The sequence below is a fragment of the Azospirillum brasilense genome (assembly GCF_022023855.1).
Taxonomy (GTDB): Bacteria; Pseudomonadota; Alphaproteobacteria; order Azospirillales; family Azospirillaceae; genus Azospirillum; species Azospirillum brasilense_F.
Window position 1 is genome coordinate 1141044 of record NZ_CP059450.1, and the last position, 15856, is coordinate 1156899.

A 15856-nucleotide genomic window follows, 5' to 3' on the forward strand; every position below is an offset into this window, starting at 1 on the left:
TCAGACCGCCGCGAACATGTTGGTGGAGATGGCCGGGTGGGAGAGCGGCGGCGACAGCAGTCTGCCCAGCGCCAGCGTGGAGCAAGCGTTGACCAGCTCGGCGCGCGGCACCTCGGCCAGCCGACCGCTGAAGTGCTCGTTGATCTTGTCGGCCCAGACCTTGCCGGAGTTCTGGCCCGGCGCGTCGATCAGCGGCTGACGCTCCTTCAGGTCGTACATGACCCACTGGCCGATCTCGTCTTCCTGCACGCCGACGCGCCCCTGCTCGGGGTCCCAGGCTTCCGGCTCGACGGTGGCGATGACCTCCGCCTGCCCGGCTTGATCGTCGCCCTGCTGGTCGGCCTCGCCCGGTTCATCGGCCGGATCGGCGCCGCCGTTCTCCGCATCGACCGCGCCCTGCTCATCGGTGTTCGGCTCGGCGCCGCTCGCCTCGCCCTGCCCTTTGATGTCCGGGGCGATCCCGGTCACCTCGCTGCCAGTCTGCTCCTCCACCGGAACCTTCGCCGCCGGGCGCTCGTGCTTCGGCTCGGCCCCGGTCTGCTGGTCGCGGTAGCCGGCCTCGATCTTCGCCTTCGGCTCGCCGCGACGCCCCTTGGTCAGCACCTCCAGCGGCGTGCCCGCGGTGGCGCCGTCGTAGCCGAAGAAGTAGGCCTCGATGCGCTGCTGCTTCGCGCTGCCGGTGAACTTGACCTTCTCGTTGGTCGGGGTGGCGGGCGCCTGCTCCTCGGCATCCGGCGCGAACTTGCCCTCGAACACCACGCCGAAGTTGCCCTCCGGATCGGCAAGGCAGGGGTGCACCACGTCACGGATCTGCGCCGGAGACAGCATCTCGTCCGCGGCGGCCTGCGCGGCGTTGAGCGCATCGGCGCAGCGGGCGACCAGCTCGGCGTCTGCGTGGCGGAAGACGACAATGCCGCCCTCGTCCTGGCACATCAGCGGGTGACCGCCGGTCTCCCTGATCTCGCCGACGAAGAACCGGGACGTCCAGGCGGCACCCGCGACCCGGCCGCGCTCCCACAGCGCGTGTTCCGGCGTCTCGGCGTCGTGCGGGTTGGCGTCGGGACCGTGGCCCTGCTTGCCGGCCGTCTTGCCATTGTTGAAGGCGTAGCCGGCGCCTTCGGGCATGTCCTCCGCGGCGACCAGCGGCGGCGGGTCTTCCGAAGCCGGCTCGTCGTCGGGCACTTGGGGCGGAGCTTCGGCGTCGGGCGCGTCGGACGAATGGGTGTCTTCGCCGTCGTCGATCTCGGGCGGCGGGGCCGGCGGTTCGACCTTGGCGAGGTTGTCGCTGGCCTGCTGCAGGGCCTTCTTCACCGCCGGCTTGATGCTGGTGGTGAAGCCGAACAGGTCGAGCTTCACCACATCGCCCAGCAGCGCGTGCATGGCGACGTGGAGCTTCTTGATGCGCTTCTGCCGCTGGGCATCATCGTCCAGGTGACGGATGCCGTGGCAGAGCCGGAAGATATCGAAGTCGATGCCGGTGGCCTTGATCTGGCCCTTGGCTTCCTTGATCGGCGCGCGGGCGGCTTCCAGGGCCTCCTGCGCGTCGACCAGATCGCTCGACGCTTGTCGGAGCGTGTCGGCGACGTCTTCGTCCGCCATGTTGGTGGGGTTGTCCTTGGCCTTGCGTGCCATGGGTGGACTCCGGTTCAGAGGGTGGGGGAACCGAGGCGGGCTGCCTGCATGGCCCACGCCTCATCGACGACCTCAGCCGGCCAGAGGCCGTACTGACCGGGCAGAGCGCGCCCGACCGCGGTCGTCTCCTCGATGATCATCAGTTCGCCCTTCATGCAGGCGATGCGGCGAACGATGCGAACAGGTCGGCCCAGCAGAATCACGACAGCGCCCAGCGGCGCCTGCACGGCGATCTGCTGGACGATGGCGGTTGGGGCTGGGGCGAAGGGGATGCGGATCACGTCACCCGACCTTCATTCCGCCACGCCCAAGGCCGGGCGCGGAAACGCGAATGTCTTCCAGGTAAGTGTCGGACTTGGTCCGCCCGTAGACGCGGGCATGGTGATGCGCGCACCATGACGAACCCGGCTGATGCGGTTCGGCTTGGCAGTAGGACCAGCTCTTACCGGGCTGGCCGACCTCGTCGTCGATCCAGCGGCAGCCGTGCGGCTCCTTCGGGTCGAGAGCGGCGGGCTGGGGATGCTGCTCAACGGGGGTCGACTTCGCGCGGCGCCCGTGCGTGATGCGGCGCTTGTGACCGCCGACGCCGGTGCCCTTCGTGATGCCCAGGCGCTGCGCGCGGCCAGCCACCACGTTGCGGGTGGTGCCAAGCGCTTCAGCGGCCTCCTCATAGGTCATGCCCTGGTCGATCAGCAGGGCGCGCAGGCGATCCGGGTCGATGTCAGCGGCGAGGCCTGTCCTCAGCTTGCGCGCCGGTCCCGCAGGAACCCGTTCGCGGCGAACACGCGGGGGACGAGCGGGCACGGCTGCGACAGCCGGTCCAGCGCCACGTCCGTCCGCGTCCGCGGGCTGAAGCTGTCCAGCGGGCGCGTCGGCGGTGCTTTGATCATGCGGCGCATCCTTCTGCTGGTTGGCCGGCTCGCGGCCATGGTCACCCTGCGGCGGGCTGCCCAGGGAATCGGTGGGGGCGGGGCGGCTCGATTGGCCTTGCAGATTCACCGGTTTGACCGCACCAACGGCCTCTCCGACCTCCCGCAGCGGCGGCACTTCATCGAGCCCTTTCCCGACTATGGAAAGAGGCTGCCCCGTCGCTTCTCCAGGCGCGGCTGCTGTTCCGGCATTTTCGCCGCTGGCGTCACCACCAGCTTTGGGCGCCCCGGACGGCGCCGTCTGTGCCACGGCGAGGGCGCCGCGGATTTCCCACACCGTCGCGCCGAACCATTCGGCCAAGGTCTTGACCTTTACGCCCTTGTCGGCGTGGTGCTTGATAGTCGCGATCTCGGCGGGAGTGAAGGTCTTCATGGGACGCGTCCTTCGGGAAGAAGGAGGCGGGGTAGCGCTATAGCGCCGGCCCCGCCCAGGTCGCCCGCCCACAGGGAGGAGAAGGGCGGGTAGATGAAGGCTGTCAGGTAGCGGTGTTCGCAGCCCGACGGCCGGAACGCAGTCGCGGGAAGCCGGCCTCAGCGAAGATTTCGCTGAGGCGAAAGCGGGATATGCCGTAGCGCTTGGCGATGTTCGCCGCGGTTTCCTTCCCGGAAGCCGCAAGCGCATACAAATCAGCCACTCGCACAGCGGTATCGTTCGGCCCAAGGAAGAAGGTGCGGCCCTCTGCGCTGTGCTTTCGGCGTGCCGGGCGCGGTGATGGTTGAGCGCATTCGGCGTCGGTGGAGGTCATCGCGTTGATCCTGAGATGGTACCCCTTTAGACGTCCATATTGTTTTGCTGCACCAAACTGGTCAATGGGAATCGGTTTGGCATAAGCGGAAATTTCCTATGTTCTGATTTTCCAAACAATGATAGGGTGACTGCAACTGACCTATCACCCTCAAGGAAATCGCCTATGTCCGCCGCCACGCTTGAACAGGCTGAGGCCCTCTCCAGCATAGCCTTCGGCATCCGCCTTGAATCGGCACGGATCGCACTCGGCCTAACGCCCGAGGATATGCAGCAGCTGTTTGGGGTGACAAAGGGCACTTACTCCGGGTACATCCACGGGCGCTTCTACCCAGGCCCAGACAAGCTATATGCGCTTGTTCAGAAAGGGATATCCGTCGATTGGCTCTATTACGGGATAGATACCGCCCTTACGGTGAAGATGGCGAACGCTCTATCCGATGCATCCGCTGAGGCCGCCGAGCTGATTGCCAACCCTCAGACCGGGCGGCGGAAGGCCAAGTAACCCGGCCGACCGTCGACCCCACAGAAAGCCGCGCCTGGGCAACTGGGCGCGGCTTTTTCGTTTGCACACGCTCATTCGCGTTGAGTCACAAACAAGTTTTGCTAAGCCAAACTTTTCCGCTTGACGGTTTTGCAATTCCAAACGAACATCCCCTCACAACCGACCGAACGGGGTAGCCCGGCGGCGGTCCTGATGAGGGAAACCGCATGTCCTCCACCGACCACTGCGCCGCCAGCCGCCTGACCCGTTGCATGGGTGCCGCTTCCCTGGTGATCCAGCCGCACCCCGAAGAGGCCAAGAAGATGCTGGCTTTCATCGAGGATGCCGCCGGAAAGCAACGGTCGGTGCGCCTCCCCGTCACGCCCGAGACCGCCACCAAGCTGCGGATCGATGCGGACGGCCAGTTCTTCAACACCGCTCAAGACGCGCGCGCTTGGCTCTTCAAGCAGTCGATGGCCCTCGCCTGCCCGGCGGCCAGCAGCAGCAACGCCGCGTAGCGTCCCCTCCCGCCTTTTCCTTTTCACCCCAGCACCGAACAGGAGCTTACTCATGAACGCCGTCTCGTCCCGCCGGATCGCCACCGAAGAAGCCCCGTCCTCCGCGCGCGGTCGCAAGGGACCGAACCCGATCGACGTTCACGTCGGTTCCCGCGTCCGGTTGCGCCGGACCCTTCTGGGCATGAGCCAGGAAAAGCTGGGCGAGGCCATCGGCCTGACCTTCCAGCAGGTGCAGAAGTACGAGCGCGGCGCCAACCGCATCGGCGCGTCGCGCCTGTTCGACCTCAGCCGCGTCCTGGACGTGCCGGTGTCCTTCTTTTTCGACGACATGCCGGCGGAAGCCGCCGCGGCTCCGGTTGACGACGAAGAGGGCAACACCGCCGGTTTCGAGGAGCGTTCGGGCGCCTTCGAGCCGGACCCGATGGCGAAGCGCGAGACGCTGGAACTGGTGCGCGCCTACTACCGCATCCCCGACGCCACGGTTCGCAAGCGCATGTTCGAGCTGGTCAAGGCCGTCGGCAAGTCCGGTGCCGAGCAGCCGGCGGTCTGACCGATGGGCTTTTTCAGCAAACAGGAACGCGACCTTCTGGCCGCCCTGTGCCGGGCCTTCCCCGGCTGGTGGGCGACCGACGAGACCGCCGGGGTCTGAGCCCCCTCAACCCGGCGCACCGGGGAGTGCCCTTTCCGTCCCTGCGGGCGCTCCCCGGGAACCCTCTGCCCTCTTCAACCCCCCACTCAGCACGAGGAACCCATGAGCAACCCGGTCACCTTCCCCTTCAGCATCGGCGACACCGTGAAGATCAAGGCCAGCGGCGAGACCGGCACGGTGCGCGGCCTCAGCATCCTCTCCAGCGGCACCACGTCCGCCCTGCTCCACTACAAGGCCGGCGACGGTCGCGCCGTCGATGCTTGGTGGGAAACCGACGTGCTCGAAGCCGCCTAATCCGGGCGGCAACCGAACAGCCCCGTGGACGGTGAAAGCCCGTCGCGGGGCTTAAGGGCGTGAGAGAGCCGCGGCGAGTCAGCCCGCCGGGAAAACTGCGGATCGCGCAGGACCGAGGTGGGCATGTGGCCGGCGTCGGCGCGGAGATAGAAGCCGGCTCTCTCGCCCCCACAGCCAGCAGGGAGGCCGAGATGTCCATGTAGCCACAGCGCCCGCGCCGGGCCGCAACAGGCGCAGCACCAGACGAAGAGATTTTTCCATTCGTGTGAGTGCGATTCGCAGGCCCAGCGGGGCGGTCCCATCCACCGTCCCGCCGGTTGCCGAGAGCAGGGGAAACCGCCTGCTGTCGCCAGCCGAATTCAGGAGCTTTCCCCCATGGCTTACGCCCCGAAAGACCTCAGCGTCCTGGTCTACGCCAACGGCTTCACGCTCTGGCACTATACGACGCAGCACGACCTCCCCCAGGTGGACACGCCCGGCTACTTCGACGCCGCGTCCGACGCGCTGCACATCGGCGACCAGATCACGATCAACGCCGGCGGGCGGAACGCCTTCCGCTTCGTCGAGGCCGTGGACAGCCGCGCGGGCACCGTCCGCATCGGCAAACCGGAGTGACGGCGATGCTGATGACCGAGGAAGAGGCCCGCACGAAGTGGTGCCCGATGGCGCGAAACGCTGGCGTCACGAACCGCGACACCGGATCGACCGCCAGCGTCAATCGCAACGGACGCGAGCACTATGGCGTGGAGAACTGCTCCTGCATCGCCTCTGGCTGCATGGCGTGGCGCCGTGAAAACGCCACGGACGCAGCTCTGGCAGCGCGTGCCGCCGGAGACCGCCGGCCGGATTGGGAGATCAAGGCGAGCATTGCGGCGAACCCGCGTGGCTTCTGCGGCGCTTTCGGCAAGCCGGAGGCCTGACCGCCATGGCCCAGGTCTCCAACCGCGCCACCTTCTTCTGGCTGTGCGCCACGGCCCTCCGCCACGGCGGCCCGGTGACCAGCAACTACGTCCGGGACAGCCTCCTCCACATGGCCCAGAACGGCGCCGACCCGCTGATCCAACGCCGCGCGGCGATCGCGCTGGGCCTGCAGGTCGGGTGACAGGCCATGGACCCGATCGACGAGGCTGAAGCCTCCGACGACATGGCCCACACCTGCGGACGGGTGCGGGCGCTGCAGCGCCGCAGCTACACCAACGACCCGACGGCGGCGGCTGACCGCTGGGCGGAGCGGGCCGAGCGGTTCCGCAACACGGCCCTTCGGATGGCCTTCATCTGCAAGCTGCTGCGCGCCTACCCGAAGTCCTCGCCGCTCGAAGACCCGGAACTTGGGCGCTCGTACACGCTCGCCGAGGCGCGGAAAGAGCTGCGCTTCCAGGTCGAGCAGCACGTTCGGGCGAGGGCGCAGGAAGCGAACTGGCGTCGGATGGCCGAGCCGGACGCAGAAGCTGAAACCTCCGGCCGTGGGCCGGGAGCCATGGAGAAGAACCATGGGTGAGAACAGCAAAATTGAGTGGACCGACGCGACGTTCAACCCTTGGATTGGTTGCACCAAGCTCTCCGCAGCCTGCGACAACTGCTATGCCGAGAAGGAGCGCGCGGTGACGTGCCTGGGGGTGACCTGGGGCGCCGGCCAGCCGCGCCACCGGACGTCCGCCAGCACCTGGAAGCAGCCGCTCGCCTGGAACCGGAATGCCGCCAAGGAAGGCCGCCGGATGCGGGTGTTCTGCGCGTCGCTGGCCGACGTGTTCGACGCCGAGGTGCCGGATGACTGGCGAGACGACCTTTTCGCACTGATTGCGGCCACACCACACCTCGACTGGCTGCTGCTGACCAAGCGCCCCAAGGTGATGCGCGACTATGCCGACCGGGCGGCGCGCTGCGGGGAGCACTGGCTGGCCGACAAGGGGGCGCCGCCCGTCCAATGGCCGCTGCCCAACGTGTGGCTCGGCACCACGGTCGAGAACCAAGCCATGGCCGAGGCGCGCATCCCGCACCTGCTGGCGACCCCCGCCGCCTTGCGGTTCCTGTCCATGGAGCCGCTGTCGGGGCCGGTGGACCTGCGACGGTGGCTGGCTGATCTGTGCCCGAACTGTCTGCAACCGGGTTGCGTCCCGAGCCTCCGTTTCGACAGTGCAGAAGTGTTCAGCATCTGCGGTCGCTTCGTGATGGAGACACCAAGACCGCTTATCGACTGGGTCATTGCTGGCGGCGAGTCCGGCCCGAAGGCCCGCCCCAGCCACCCTGACTGGTTCCGGTCCCTGCGCGACCAGTGCGCCGCAGCGGGCGTGCCGTTCTTCATGAAGCAGTGGGGAGAATGGCTGCCGGGCCAGAATGAGGTCCACCCGAATTGTGATGGCCGAAAGGTCGCACACCATCAGGACGGCACCTGGGGCCTCCTGGGCGGGAAGATTCGCGCTCGCAACTACGTCACCTGGGAGCCGAACGGGACGCTGCATCACGGCGACATGCGGCGCAAGCACCACACGGTAGCAGCCTGGGCAACGCGCGTCGGCAAGAAGGCCGCCGGTCGCCTACTCGACGGCGTGCTGCACGACGCCCTGCCGGAGGTGCGGTCATGATCGGGCGCACCTCCTCCAACCCGTTCGCCGCCGCGAAGCGGAACGCCGACCCGGAGTTGCTGACCTCCCCGCTGGAGCAGGCCTGCACCCACTTCGCCCGCAAGCCGACGCTACCGATCGAGGCGCGCGACCGCCTCAAGCTCGCCTACGCCGCTGCCCACGGACGCTTTGCGCCGGGCAATCGCGTTGGGTGGATTCTTCGGAAAGGCCGCTGACATGCCCTCCACCTACACCATAGAACCCGCCGACGCGAAGTTCGACGCCGCGCTGATCCGGCGCAACGGCGCCTCCCTGCTGATCACCGGTCTGAACTGCGACCACCCCGACGGCCACAACCGCCTTGCCCAGCTGCTGGTCTACATCCTGGCCCGGCCGGAGGTGGATGCGCTGATCGCCGAGGTGATGGGCGAGCGGCCCGCTGTCGAAATCCTGCATGAATCGCCGCCGTGCGCCCTTCTGGCCCTCCGCGGTACCGGTCGGCCCGTCAGCAAGCTCGATCCGGTGGACTGAGACATGGCCGAAACGCTCCCCACCAAGCCCACCCTGAAGTGCCCGGACTGCAGCGCGCCGATGCGGCTCCAGCCGACCCCCAGCACCTTCAAGACGCCGAACCCCTTCGTCTACCTGTGCGACCGCCGCGCCGCCGGCTGCGGCGGGCTGATGAGCGCGCATCCGGACGGCACGCCTCAGGGCGCCCCTGTCGCGGCGGAACTGCGCCGCGCCCGCCGGATGACGCATCAGGTGTTCGACCGGCTGTGGCAGACGGCGCCGCACCATTACCAAGTCACGGAAATCGGCGCCGCCCGCGTGGCAGCCTTCAAGCGTATCCAGGATGCCGCCCGGAACCGGGCCTATGCCTACGTCGCCGCGCATCTCGGCATGAGCCGGGACGCCTGCCACATCGGCAAGATCACCGACATCGAAACGCTGCGCGCCTTCTACGGCATCGCCCGGCGCGCCACGCCCCTGACCGTTCGCGACTGGTGGAAGAAGCTGCAGGCGGAGGAGGCGGTGTTGAAGCCGATCCCGGCTGACGCGCTGCCCACCCTGGTCGGCCAGCCCATCCGCCTGAAGGGCGCCGGGCTGGGCATGACCTGGGTCCTCGAACGGATCAAGGGCGACACGCTGTTCCTGCGCTCCCCCACCAACAACCGCAAGCGGATGGCCTGCGCCAATCAGGCGCTGTACCCGCGTGCGGCCCAGCCCTCCGAGGCCCCATGACCGCCGCCTTGATTTTCGACACCGAAACGACGGATTTGCCGCTCTGGTCCGAGCGATCAACTCATCCCGACCAGCCCCACATCGTGCAGCTGGCCGCGCTGCTGAGCCGCGCCGACGGCGACGTCTCGGGCAGCATGAACGTCATCGTCCGCCCCTCCGGCTACACCGTCATGCCGCAGAAGGCATTCGAGACGCACGGCATCACCTTCGAACGGGCAATGGACGAGGGAATCCCCCTCGCCGATGCGCTGGACGAGTTCAACGCGCTGATGGCCCATACCGATGAGCTGGAGGCCCACAACATCAGCTTCGACGTCCGGCTGATGCGCATTGCTTTCCTGCGCGCCGGGAAGGAGCCCGCCCGCGAGAACCTGCCGAAGTTCTGCACGATGACGGCGGCGACCCGGCTGGTGAACCTGCCCCCCACCGACCGCATGCGGGCCGCCGGCTTCAACAAGCCCAAGCCTCCGAGCCTCGCGGAGTGCATCCGGCATTTCTTCGGCGAGGATCTCGACGGGGCGCACGATGCCATGGTCGATGTCCGCGCCTGTGCGCGGGTCTACTGGCACCTGAAGGGGCTGGGCGTGGCTCCGGCCAAGGCTGCGTCGGCCAAGGCCTCGGCGCCGAAGGTCAGCGCCGTCGGCCTCGACCTGACGGGGGTGGTGTGAGATGAGCGCCCCCTTCGAACCGACCATTGTCCGCTCCTCCTCTCTGTCCGGCTATCCGGATTGCCCCCGCCGCAGCGCCGCCAAGCTGTTCCGCCGCGAGGTGCTGGCCGCCGGCTACGAGCTGCGCGAACTCCCGAACGGCATCGGCGCCGCGGTCGGCACCGCCGTTCACGCCGGCGCCGCCGTGATCCTGCAGGAGAAGGCCAAGACGGGCGGCCTGCCGCCGGTCTCCACCGCCACCGACGCTGCCATCGACAGCCTGCGCACCACCGCGGCGAAGGGCATCGGCTATGACCGCGAGACGCCGGCGCTGAACGAAGCCGAGCAGCAGGCCGAACGGATGGTACGGGTCTACCGCGCCCAGATCGCGCCCGACGTCCAGCCGCTGATCGTCGAGGAGCGGCTGGAGGCGCAGGTGAGCGCCGACATCATCCTGTCCGGCCAGAGCGACGTGATCGCCCGCGAGCCGGGCCGGGTGCGCGACCTGAAGACCGGCAAGGCCCGCTCCAACCACAAGCCGCAGCTCGGCAGCTACAGCCTGCTGGCGCGCTCCAACGGAATTGACGTGACCGAGGCCTGCGAGGACTTCATTCAGCGCGCGCCGCTGAAGAAGCCGCAGCCGGACGCGATGATCATCAAGCACGACCTGGCCGCCGCCGAGACCGCGGCCATCGCCGTGCTTCGTCACATCGAGGACGACTTGAAGTCGTTCCGCCAGGGCAACCCCAGCGTGGGCGTTCTGCCCGGCGACGCCTGGGCTTTCCCCGCCAATCCCAGCAGCAAGCTCTGCTCCGCGAAGTGGTGCCCCGCCCATGGGACGTCCTTCTGCCGCGAGCATATGAGCGAGGAGTGATTCCCATGGCCACCGTTGCCACCGAGAGCGCGGGCAAGCCGCCGCAGATCGCGGCGCCCCGCTCCCCCGAAGACATCCGAAAGGCCGGGCGTCTCGTCGCCCGGCAGGCGGGCGGGGGAACCGTCGCCGCCTTCTTCGAAGCCAACAAAGACGCAATCAAGGCCGTTCTGCCGGCACACATGACGCCCGACAGGATGTTGAAGATCGCGCTTCGGGCGCTGCGCACCACGCCGAAGCTGATGGAATGCACCATCGAGTCGCTGTTCGGCGCCGTCATCTCCTGCGCGCAGCTCGGCCTGGAGCCGAACACGCCGCAGGGGCACATCTACCTGATCCCGTTCAAAACCACCAAGAAGGTGCGTGACGAGCGTAACGCACTGATCAAGATCGAGGTCTACGAGGTCCAAGTCGTCATCGGCTACAAGGGGTTGGTGGAGCTTGCCCGCCGCTCCGGTGAGATCGAGACCATTGCCGCTCGCGTCGCCTACAAGGGCGATGATTTCAGCGTCGAGTACGGAACCGCCGACAGCATCACCCACAAGCCGAACCTCAACGGCAAGCCCGGCGCTCCGCTCGGCGTCTACGCCGTCGCCAAGCTGAAGGGCGGCGGCTACCAGTTCGAATGGATGTCCCTCGAACAGGTCAACGCGATCCGCGACGAATCGCAGGGCTACAAGACCGCCAAGCGCTTCAACAGCGACAAGAATCCCTGGATCACGAACTGGGAGGAGATGGCGCGCAAGACCGTCATCCGTCGCCTCTGCAAGTACCTCCCGATGTCCGTCGAGCTGGCCGCCGCCGCGGCGCTGGAAGGGCGCGCCGAACGCGGCGAGACGCAGGGCCTTTCCCAGGTGCTGGAGGGCACCGAATACAACGTCCTCGACACGGTCATGGACAGCGAGGACGCGCCGGACGCTTCGGAAGAGACCGGTGAAGCGGAAACCGGGCAGCCGCAGCTCGAACACAAGCCGGAAACGGCCATGCCCATGCAGCAGGTTGACGCCCAGACGGCGGAAACCGTGTCGGAGGGCCAGCCGGCGCCGGGCAAGGCCGGCCCGCCCTCGGACGCCGCCAGCCTGTTCGCCGCCACCTGATCCGGGAGACGTCATGAAAGCCAACATCAGGGACTTCCAGGTGGTCGAGCGGGCCGACCTGGAGATCAAAGGCATCACGCTGGTCGCCGGCCGCAACAGCCAGGGCAAGTCCAGCATCGCCAAGGGCCTCGCGGCCGCGCTGACCGGTACCGTCCAGCTCGGCGGGCTGCTGAAGAAGGACGGCGGCAAGCTCGTCCGCGCCGGCTGCTCCACGGCCTATGCGGTGGTGCAGTCCGAGTCCGGCAAGGCCACGGCCTCCTGGCCGAAGTGCGAGTTCATCACTGACGGCACGCCGCAGGCCGTCAACGCCCACGCCGCCGGGCTGGAGCATCTGGTGGACATGGCGCCGAAGGATCGCGCCACCTTCCTTGCCAGGGCACTCCACACCGCGCCGGACAAGGACGACCTGTTGCAAGCGTTCACCGACGCCGGGATTCCGGCTGCCGTGGTCGAGAAGGTCTGGGCCGACATCGAAGCCACCGGCTGGGACGGCAAGGCCGCCGACGTGAAGGAGAAGGGCGCCCGGTTCAAGGGCCGGTGGGAGGGCGTGACCGGCGAGAAGTATGGGTCGGAGAAGGCCAAGGGCTGGCTCCCGAAGGACTGGACCGCCGACCTGACCGAGGCCGAATTGGACGACCTGTCATCGGTGGTCGGCGAGGCCCAGCTTGATCTGGAAAAGGCCATCGCCGACGCCGCGGTGGATCAATCCGAAATCGACCGCCTCACCGCCGCCTGTGCCGACGTCGAGTCCCTGCACAAGGCGTCGATGGATGCGGAGGTCGTCGCGTCGCAGGCCGAGGCCGCCTACAAGACAGCCAAGCGGGAACTCGACGATCTGCCCCCGGCCCAGCAGCCGGACGCCCTCACCTGCCCCTGCTGCAAGGCGACGCTGCAGGTGAATGGGCACGGCCCGACCATGGAACTGGTCCCGGCCGCCACGCTGCCCGACGCCGAGCTGAAGAAGCGCCAGACGGCCATCAACCTCGCCTCCGGAAACGCCTCGCACGCCAAGAAGCAGCTCGACGCCGCCAACCAGACCGCGGCGGATGCCCAGAGGGCGCATCAGGAGGCCCACAACGCCTCCCAGCGGCTGACCGATCTAAAGGCCAAGGGAGGCACCGGGAGCGCCGCCGATGTCCAGGCCGCGCGCGACCGGCTGGCTCTGGCGCAGCGGAGGCACGCCGCCCTGAAGGCGATGCTGGAAGCCGAAGAGTTGTCCAAGCAGCTGGCCGTGAACGCGCTGGTGCAGACCCTGCTTGCGCCGGAAGGCTTGCGCAAAGCGAAGCTGCTGAAGGTGCTGGACACCTTCAACGGCGGCCCGCTGGCCGAGCTGTGCTCCGCCGCCGGCTGGCAGCCGGTCCGGATCGAGCCGGATTTGTCCGTCACCTATGGTGGGCGCGCCTACCCGCTGCTGTCCGGTCTCGGCCCCCAGCTCTCCAGCGACCAGTTCCGCGTTCGCGCCGTCCTGCAGGTCGCCCTGGCCCAGATGGAGGGGCACCGCCTGGTCATCATCGACGCCGCCGACGTGCTGGACCATCTGGGGCGCGGCGGTCTGATCCAGATGCTGCGCGCCGCCGATGTGTCCGCTGTGGTGTGCATGACCTTCGGCAAGCCCGACCTCGTGCCGGACCTGCAGGCCGCGGGCATGGGCATGTCCTACTGGATCGACGGTGGCATCGCGCGACCGCTGGCCGAGGTGAAGGCCGCCCAGCAGGAGGCTGCATGATGGGTGCCGCGATCATCAAGACCATCGAAGCCATGACCGCCGCTGCCCTTTTCCTGATGGCGGTTCATGGCCTCCCCGTGTGGGCGGAGAACGTTGCGTTCTTCGCCGCCTACGGGCTCGCCGGCCTCTACTTCATCGGCGCGCTCGTCATGCTCACGACCGAGAAGCGACCCGCCCCCTCCACCCGAGCCCAGCGCTATCTGCGCCGGTCCATCGTCTTCACCTTGGTAATCGGCATGGCCGCCGCCGGCATGTTCATGGCCGCCACCGTCGCCGCGATCAGCCTTTTCATCATCGCGTCCGTCGCCGACGGCCGCGCCACAGGGGAGACCGCGTGATGGACACCACCCCCAGCACCCCCGCCGCCCCGGCCGCCGAATGGGCGAAGGTCGAGCTGCTCGGCCACCGGACCCGTTACGGGCTGGCCCGCGAGGTCGAGCGCTTCGGCACCAAGATGCTCCGGATCGACGTGTTCGGTCCGGGGTCTGACACCCCGATCCTGACCGAGTTCTACGCGGGCCAAGCCCTCTTCGGCTACCGGCCCTGTACCGAGGAATGCGCAAGGGCCTGGGCCAGCGACCGATGGAACCTGCCGGAGGAGGTCCGCCCGGCCCTCCCCGCCCCCGACAGTTCCAGCGTGGATGCCGAGTTCGACGTGGTGGACGGCGACGTCCGCCCGGCCGGCTCCTCCGAAGACCTGACATCCTGAAGGTGCCGATGATGGACGAACTGACCCACCGCACCGGCATCACCGCCACCGGGCGGCTGATCGAAAGCTCATTCCCGCCGACGCAGCCGCAGCGGCACGCCAACCGCCACCTTCGCGCCTGCGCCACCATGGCCCCGCCGCCCGCCCCTCTGACCGTCGAGGAGCTGGTCACCGCCGACGGCCGCGTCGCCTTCCCCACCATCGTGCAGTACCAGCTGAAGCGCTGGGACCCGGCGGCGCAGGCTTACGCGCCGGCCGAGTTGGTCGACCTGCCGCCGACGTTCGAGACGCACCCCGACGAGCACGCTCATGATCTGGCGCGGAAGGCTGGCCAGCAGCCGCGCCCGGCTACCCTGCCCTATGTGGCGGTGGTCCACGACCTGGACGCCTACGACCGGCTGAAGGCCACGGGCGTCCTGCATGCCGCGCACATGACCGCGCCTGAAGACGAGCGCACGGCGGTGGACAACCGCGCTGCGCCGGGGGCGTGACCGGCCATGACCCACAGCCCTCACCCGCCCGCGTCCCCGCTCCACCAGCGCATCGACGCCTTCCAGGCCCTGCGCACCCAAATCGACCGGGCGTTCGCAGCCGGCCGGATCACCCCGCAGCGGCGACGTGAACTGCTGGCTGCCGCCCGTGACCGATCCGGCATCTCGACAGGCAATCCTCGCCTCCAGCCCGCGCATGCGCGCCCTGATCGGCGACCCCAAGGCGTAAGGAGTTCGCTATGAACACCAAGCTCCTGAACTCGGACGCCATCGGTCACCGCACCTGGACCGATGCCGAGTACCGCATCATCACCACGAAGGGGTGGATGACCGCCAGCGGCAAGACCCGAGGCTTCTTCGGTGTCCACCATGATCAGGACACCGAGCAGCATGTGCTGACCCACCTGCCGACCGGCGTGTCGCTGGGTGGCGCCCCGGATCCGGAAGCTCCCCGGCGCGCCGTAACCGCGGTCAAGAACATGTGGGACTGGAGCTTCACCGACTACAGCGGGCAGCCGCCGCTGGGATCCATCATGGCGATCCGGATCGTCTTGGAGAGCCACGGCCTGACCCACCCCGACAACGCGCCGCGGTGGACGGGCCCGGAGGTCGTCGAGCGGCTGGCGGCGGCTGGATCTGCCGGCCTGCCCTCGCTGTCCACCGTCCCTGCGGTCTGAGGAGAAACTCATGAGCGACATCAACGACATCTGGGACGACGACGAAGACCGCCAGGGGCATGTCCGGGACGACCGGCCCTCCGTGCAGGACGCCGCCCCGCTCCCGGTCGGTTACATCCCGTTGCCGGCTGGCCTGCATCCCGACACCGCCAAGCTGGTCTGCGCCTTTGCAGAGGCCCTGGCCGCCAAGCTGCGGCTGGCCGAAGCCAAGTACGGCTACAGCGACGGCTGGCGCCGGGACAACTGGCTCGACGAGCTGGTGGCAAAGCTGGTCGAGCACGTCCACAAGGGCGACCCGCGCGACGTGGCGGCCTACTGCGCATTCGCGTGGTTCCACGGGTGGAGCATCGCGCCCGCCGCCCCCACGGCACAGGGGCAGGGGTGGCAGGACATCGCGAGCGCGCCGAGGGATGGCCGGACCATCATTGTCGCCTTCAGCCGTGGCTCGCACAGCCCAACCCCGCATCATGGCGCTTACCGCTGGAGCCGCCCGTTCTGGGTCGGCATCGGTGAGCAGCACGAAGACCAGTACGCCACCCACTGGATGCCCCTCCCCTCCGCCCCCTCCGCAGGGGAGGCGTGAG

25 protein-coding genes are annotated in these 15856 nt (G+C 68.2%); 21 read left to right on the forward strand and 4 right to left on the reverse strand.

The genetic code is table 11. The features are described from left to right. The 4 genes from H1Q64_RS18540 to H1Q64_RS18555 form a co-directional block, all read right to left on the reverse strand. The gene (locus tag H1Q64_RS18540) at positions 1–1632 is read right to left on the reverse strand and encodes a hypothetical protein (RefSeq protein WP_237905067.1); all 1632 of its coding nucleotides are present in this window, start codon (positions 1630–1632) and stop codon (positions 1–3) included. A 14-nt stretch (positions 1633–1646) separates the two neighbouring features. Beyond that, positions 1647–1913, reverse strand: a complete 267-nt coding sequence (locus H1Q64_RS18545; protein WP_237905068.1) for a hypothetical protein — start codon at positions 1911–1913, stop codon at positions 1647–1649. A 1-nt stretch (position 1914) separates the two neighbouring features. Continuing rightward, a complete protein-coding gene (locus H1Q64_RS18550; RefSeq protein WP_237905069.1) occupies positions 1915–2934 on the reverse strand; it encodes a GcrA family cell cycle regulator in 1020 nt (339 codons plus the stop codon). A 103-nt stretch (positions 2935–3037) separates the two neighbouring features. Further along, positions 3038–3307 carry a hypothetical protein gene (locus H1Q64_RS18555; RefSeq protein WP_237905070.1) on the reverse strand — a complete coding sequence of 90 codons (270 nt, stop codon included), beginning with the start codon at positions 3305–3307 and terminating at the stop codon, positions 3038–3040. 165 nt (positions 3308–3472) lie between these two features. On the opposite strand from H1Q64_RS18555, the gene H1Q64_RS18560 reads away from it, so the two are divergent. From H1Q64_RS18560 to H1Q64_RS18660, 21 genes are all read left to right on the forward strand, one after another. After that, the gene (locus H1Q64_RS18560; RefSeq protein WP_237905071.1) at positions 3473–3811 is read left to right on the forward strand and encodes a helix-turn-helix domain-containing protein; all 339 of its coding nucleotides are present in this window, start codon (positions 3473–3475) and stop codon (positions 3809–3811) included. 206 nt (positions 3812–4017) lie between these two features. Beyond that, positions 4018–4308, forward strand: coding sequence for a hypothetical protein (locus tag H1Q64_RS18565; protein WP_237905072.1), 291 nt, complete (start codon positions 4018–4020; stop codon positions 4306–4308). A 52-nt stretch (positions 4309–4360) separates the two neighbouring features. After that, positions 4361–4858, forward strand: a complete 498-nt coding sequence (locus H1Q64_RS18570) for a helix-turn-helix domain-containing protein (RefSeq protein ID WP_237905073.1) — start codon at positions 4361–4363, stop codon at positions 4856–4858. Positions 4859–5059: 201 nt separating this feature from the next. Next, positions 5060–5251 carry a hypothetical protein gene (locus H1Q64_RS18575; protein ID WP_237905074.1) on the forward strand — a complete coding sequence of 64 codons (192 nt, stop codon included), beginning with the start codon at positions 5060–5062 and terminating at the stop codon, positions 5249–5251. 375 nt (positions 5252–5626) lie between these two features. Further along, entirely contained in the window at positions 5627–5866 is a 240-nt protein-coding gene (locus tag H1Q64_RS18580; protein ID WP_237905075.1) for a hypothetical protein, read from the forward strand. A 5-nt stretch (positions 5867–5871) separates the two neighbouring features. Then, entirely contained in the window at positions 5872–6171 is a 300-nt protein-coding gene (locus H1Q64_RS18585) for a hypothetical protein (protein ID WP_237905076.1), read from the forward strand. Positions 6172–6176: 5 nt separating this feature from the next. Further along, complete coding sequence (locus tag H1Q64_RS18590) at positions 6177–6353, forward strand: hypothetical protein (RefSeq protein ID WP_237905077.1); 177 nt, start codon at positions 6177–6179, stop codon at positions 6351–6353. 6 nt (positions 6354–6359) lie between these two features. Beyond that, a complete protein-coding gene (locus tag H1Q64_RS18595) occupies positions 6360–6749 on the forward strand; it encodes a hypothetical protein (RefSeq protein WP_237905078.1) in 390 nt (129 codons plus the stop codon). Next, a complete protein-coding gene (locus tag H1Q64_RS18600) occupies positions 6742–7833 on the forward strand; it encodes a phage Gp37/Gp68 family protein (RefSeq protein WP_237905079.1) in 1092 nt (363 codons plus the stop codon). The genes H1Q64_RS18595 and H1Q64_RS18600 overlap by 8 nt, the downstream gene beginning before the upstream one ends. Beyond that, positions 7830–8048: a hypothetical protein gene (locus tag H1Q64_RS18605; RefSeq protein WP_237905080.1), complete on the forward strand. Its 219-nt coding sequence runs from the start codon at positions 7830–7832 to the stop codon at positions 8046–8048. The genes H1Q64_RS18600 and H1Q64_RS18605 overlap by 4 nt, the downstream gene beginning before the upstream one ends. A gap of 1 nt (position 8049) precedes the next feature. Further along, positions 8050–8343, forward strand: coding sequence for a hypothetical protein (locus tag H1Q64_RS18610; RefSeq protein ID WP_237905081.1), 294 nt, complete (start codon positions 8050–8052; stop codon positions 8341–8343). Positions 8344–8346: 3 nt separating this feature from the next. Continuing rightward, entirely contained in the window at positions 8347–9054 is a 708-nt protein-coding gene (locus tag H1Q64_RS18615; protein ID WP_237905082.1) for a zinc-finger-containing protein, read from the forward strand. Further along, entirely contained in the window at positions 9051–9722 is a 672-nt protein-coding gene (locus tag H1Q64_RS18620; RefSeq protein WP_237905083.1) for a 3'-5' exonuclease, read from the forward strand. Before H1Q64_RS18615 ends, H1Q64_RS18620 begins: the two co-directional genes overlap by 4 nt. 1 nt (position 9723) lies before the next feature. Next, positions 9724–10575, forward strand: coding sequence for a PD-(D/E)XK nuclease family protein (locus H1Q64_RS18625; protein WP_237905084.1), 852 nt, complete (start codon positions 9724–9726; stop codon positions 10573–10575). A gap of 5 nt (positions 10576–10580) precedes the next feature. Beyond that, positions 10581–11669, forward strand: coding sequence for a recombinase RecT (locus H1Q64_RS18630; RefSeq protein WP_237905085.1), 1089 nt, complete (start codon positions 10581–10583; stop codon positions 11667–11669). Between the two features lie 13 nt (positions 11670–11682). Next, positions 11683–13395 (forward strand): hypothetical protein, encoded by a 1713-nt coding sequence (locus tag H1Q64_RS18635; protein ID WP_237905086.1) that lies wholly within the window; start codon positions 11683–11685, stop codon positions 13393–13395. Continuing rightward, positions 13395–13733: a hypothetical protein gene (locus tag H1Q64_RS18640; RefSeq protein WP_237905087.1), complete on the forward strand. Its 339-nt coding sequence runs from the start codon at positions 13395–13397 to the stop codon at positions 13731–13733. Before H1Q64_RS18635 ends, H1Q64_RS18640 begins: the two co-directional genes overlap by 1 nt. Next, on the forward strand, positions 13733–14104 hold the full coding sequence (locus H1Q64_RS18645) for a hypothetical protein (protein ID WP_237905088.1): 372 nt from the start codon (positions 13733–13735) through the stop codon (positions 14102–14104). Before H1Q64_RS18640 ends, H1Q64_RS18645 begins: the two co-directional genes overlap by 1 nt. 11 nt (positions 14105–14115) lie before the next feature. Next, positions 14116–14595: a hypothetical protein gene (locus H1Q64_RS18650; RefSeq protein ID WP_237905089.1), complete on the forward strand. Its 480-nt coding sequence runs from the start codon at positions 14116–14118 to the stop codon at positions 14593–14595. Positions 14596–14834: 239 nt separating this feature from the next. Next, positions 14835–15272, forward strand: coding sequence for a hypothetical protein (locus H1Q64_RS18655; RefSeq protein WP_237905090.1), 438 nt, complete (start codon positions 14835–14837; stop codon positions 15270–15272). A gap of 10 nt (positions 15273–15282) precedes the next feature. Next, on the forward strand, positions 15283–15855 hold the full coding sequence (locus H1Q64_RS18660; protein ID WP_237905091.1) for a DUF551 domain-containing protein: 573 nt from the start codon (positions 15283–15285) through the stop codon (positions 15853–15855). Position 15856: the final 1 nt, after the last annotated feature.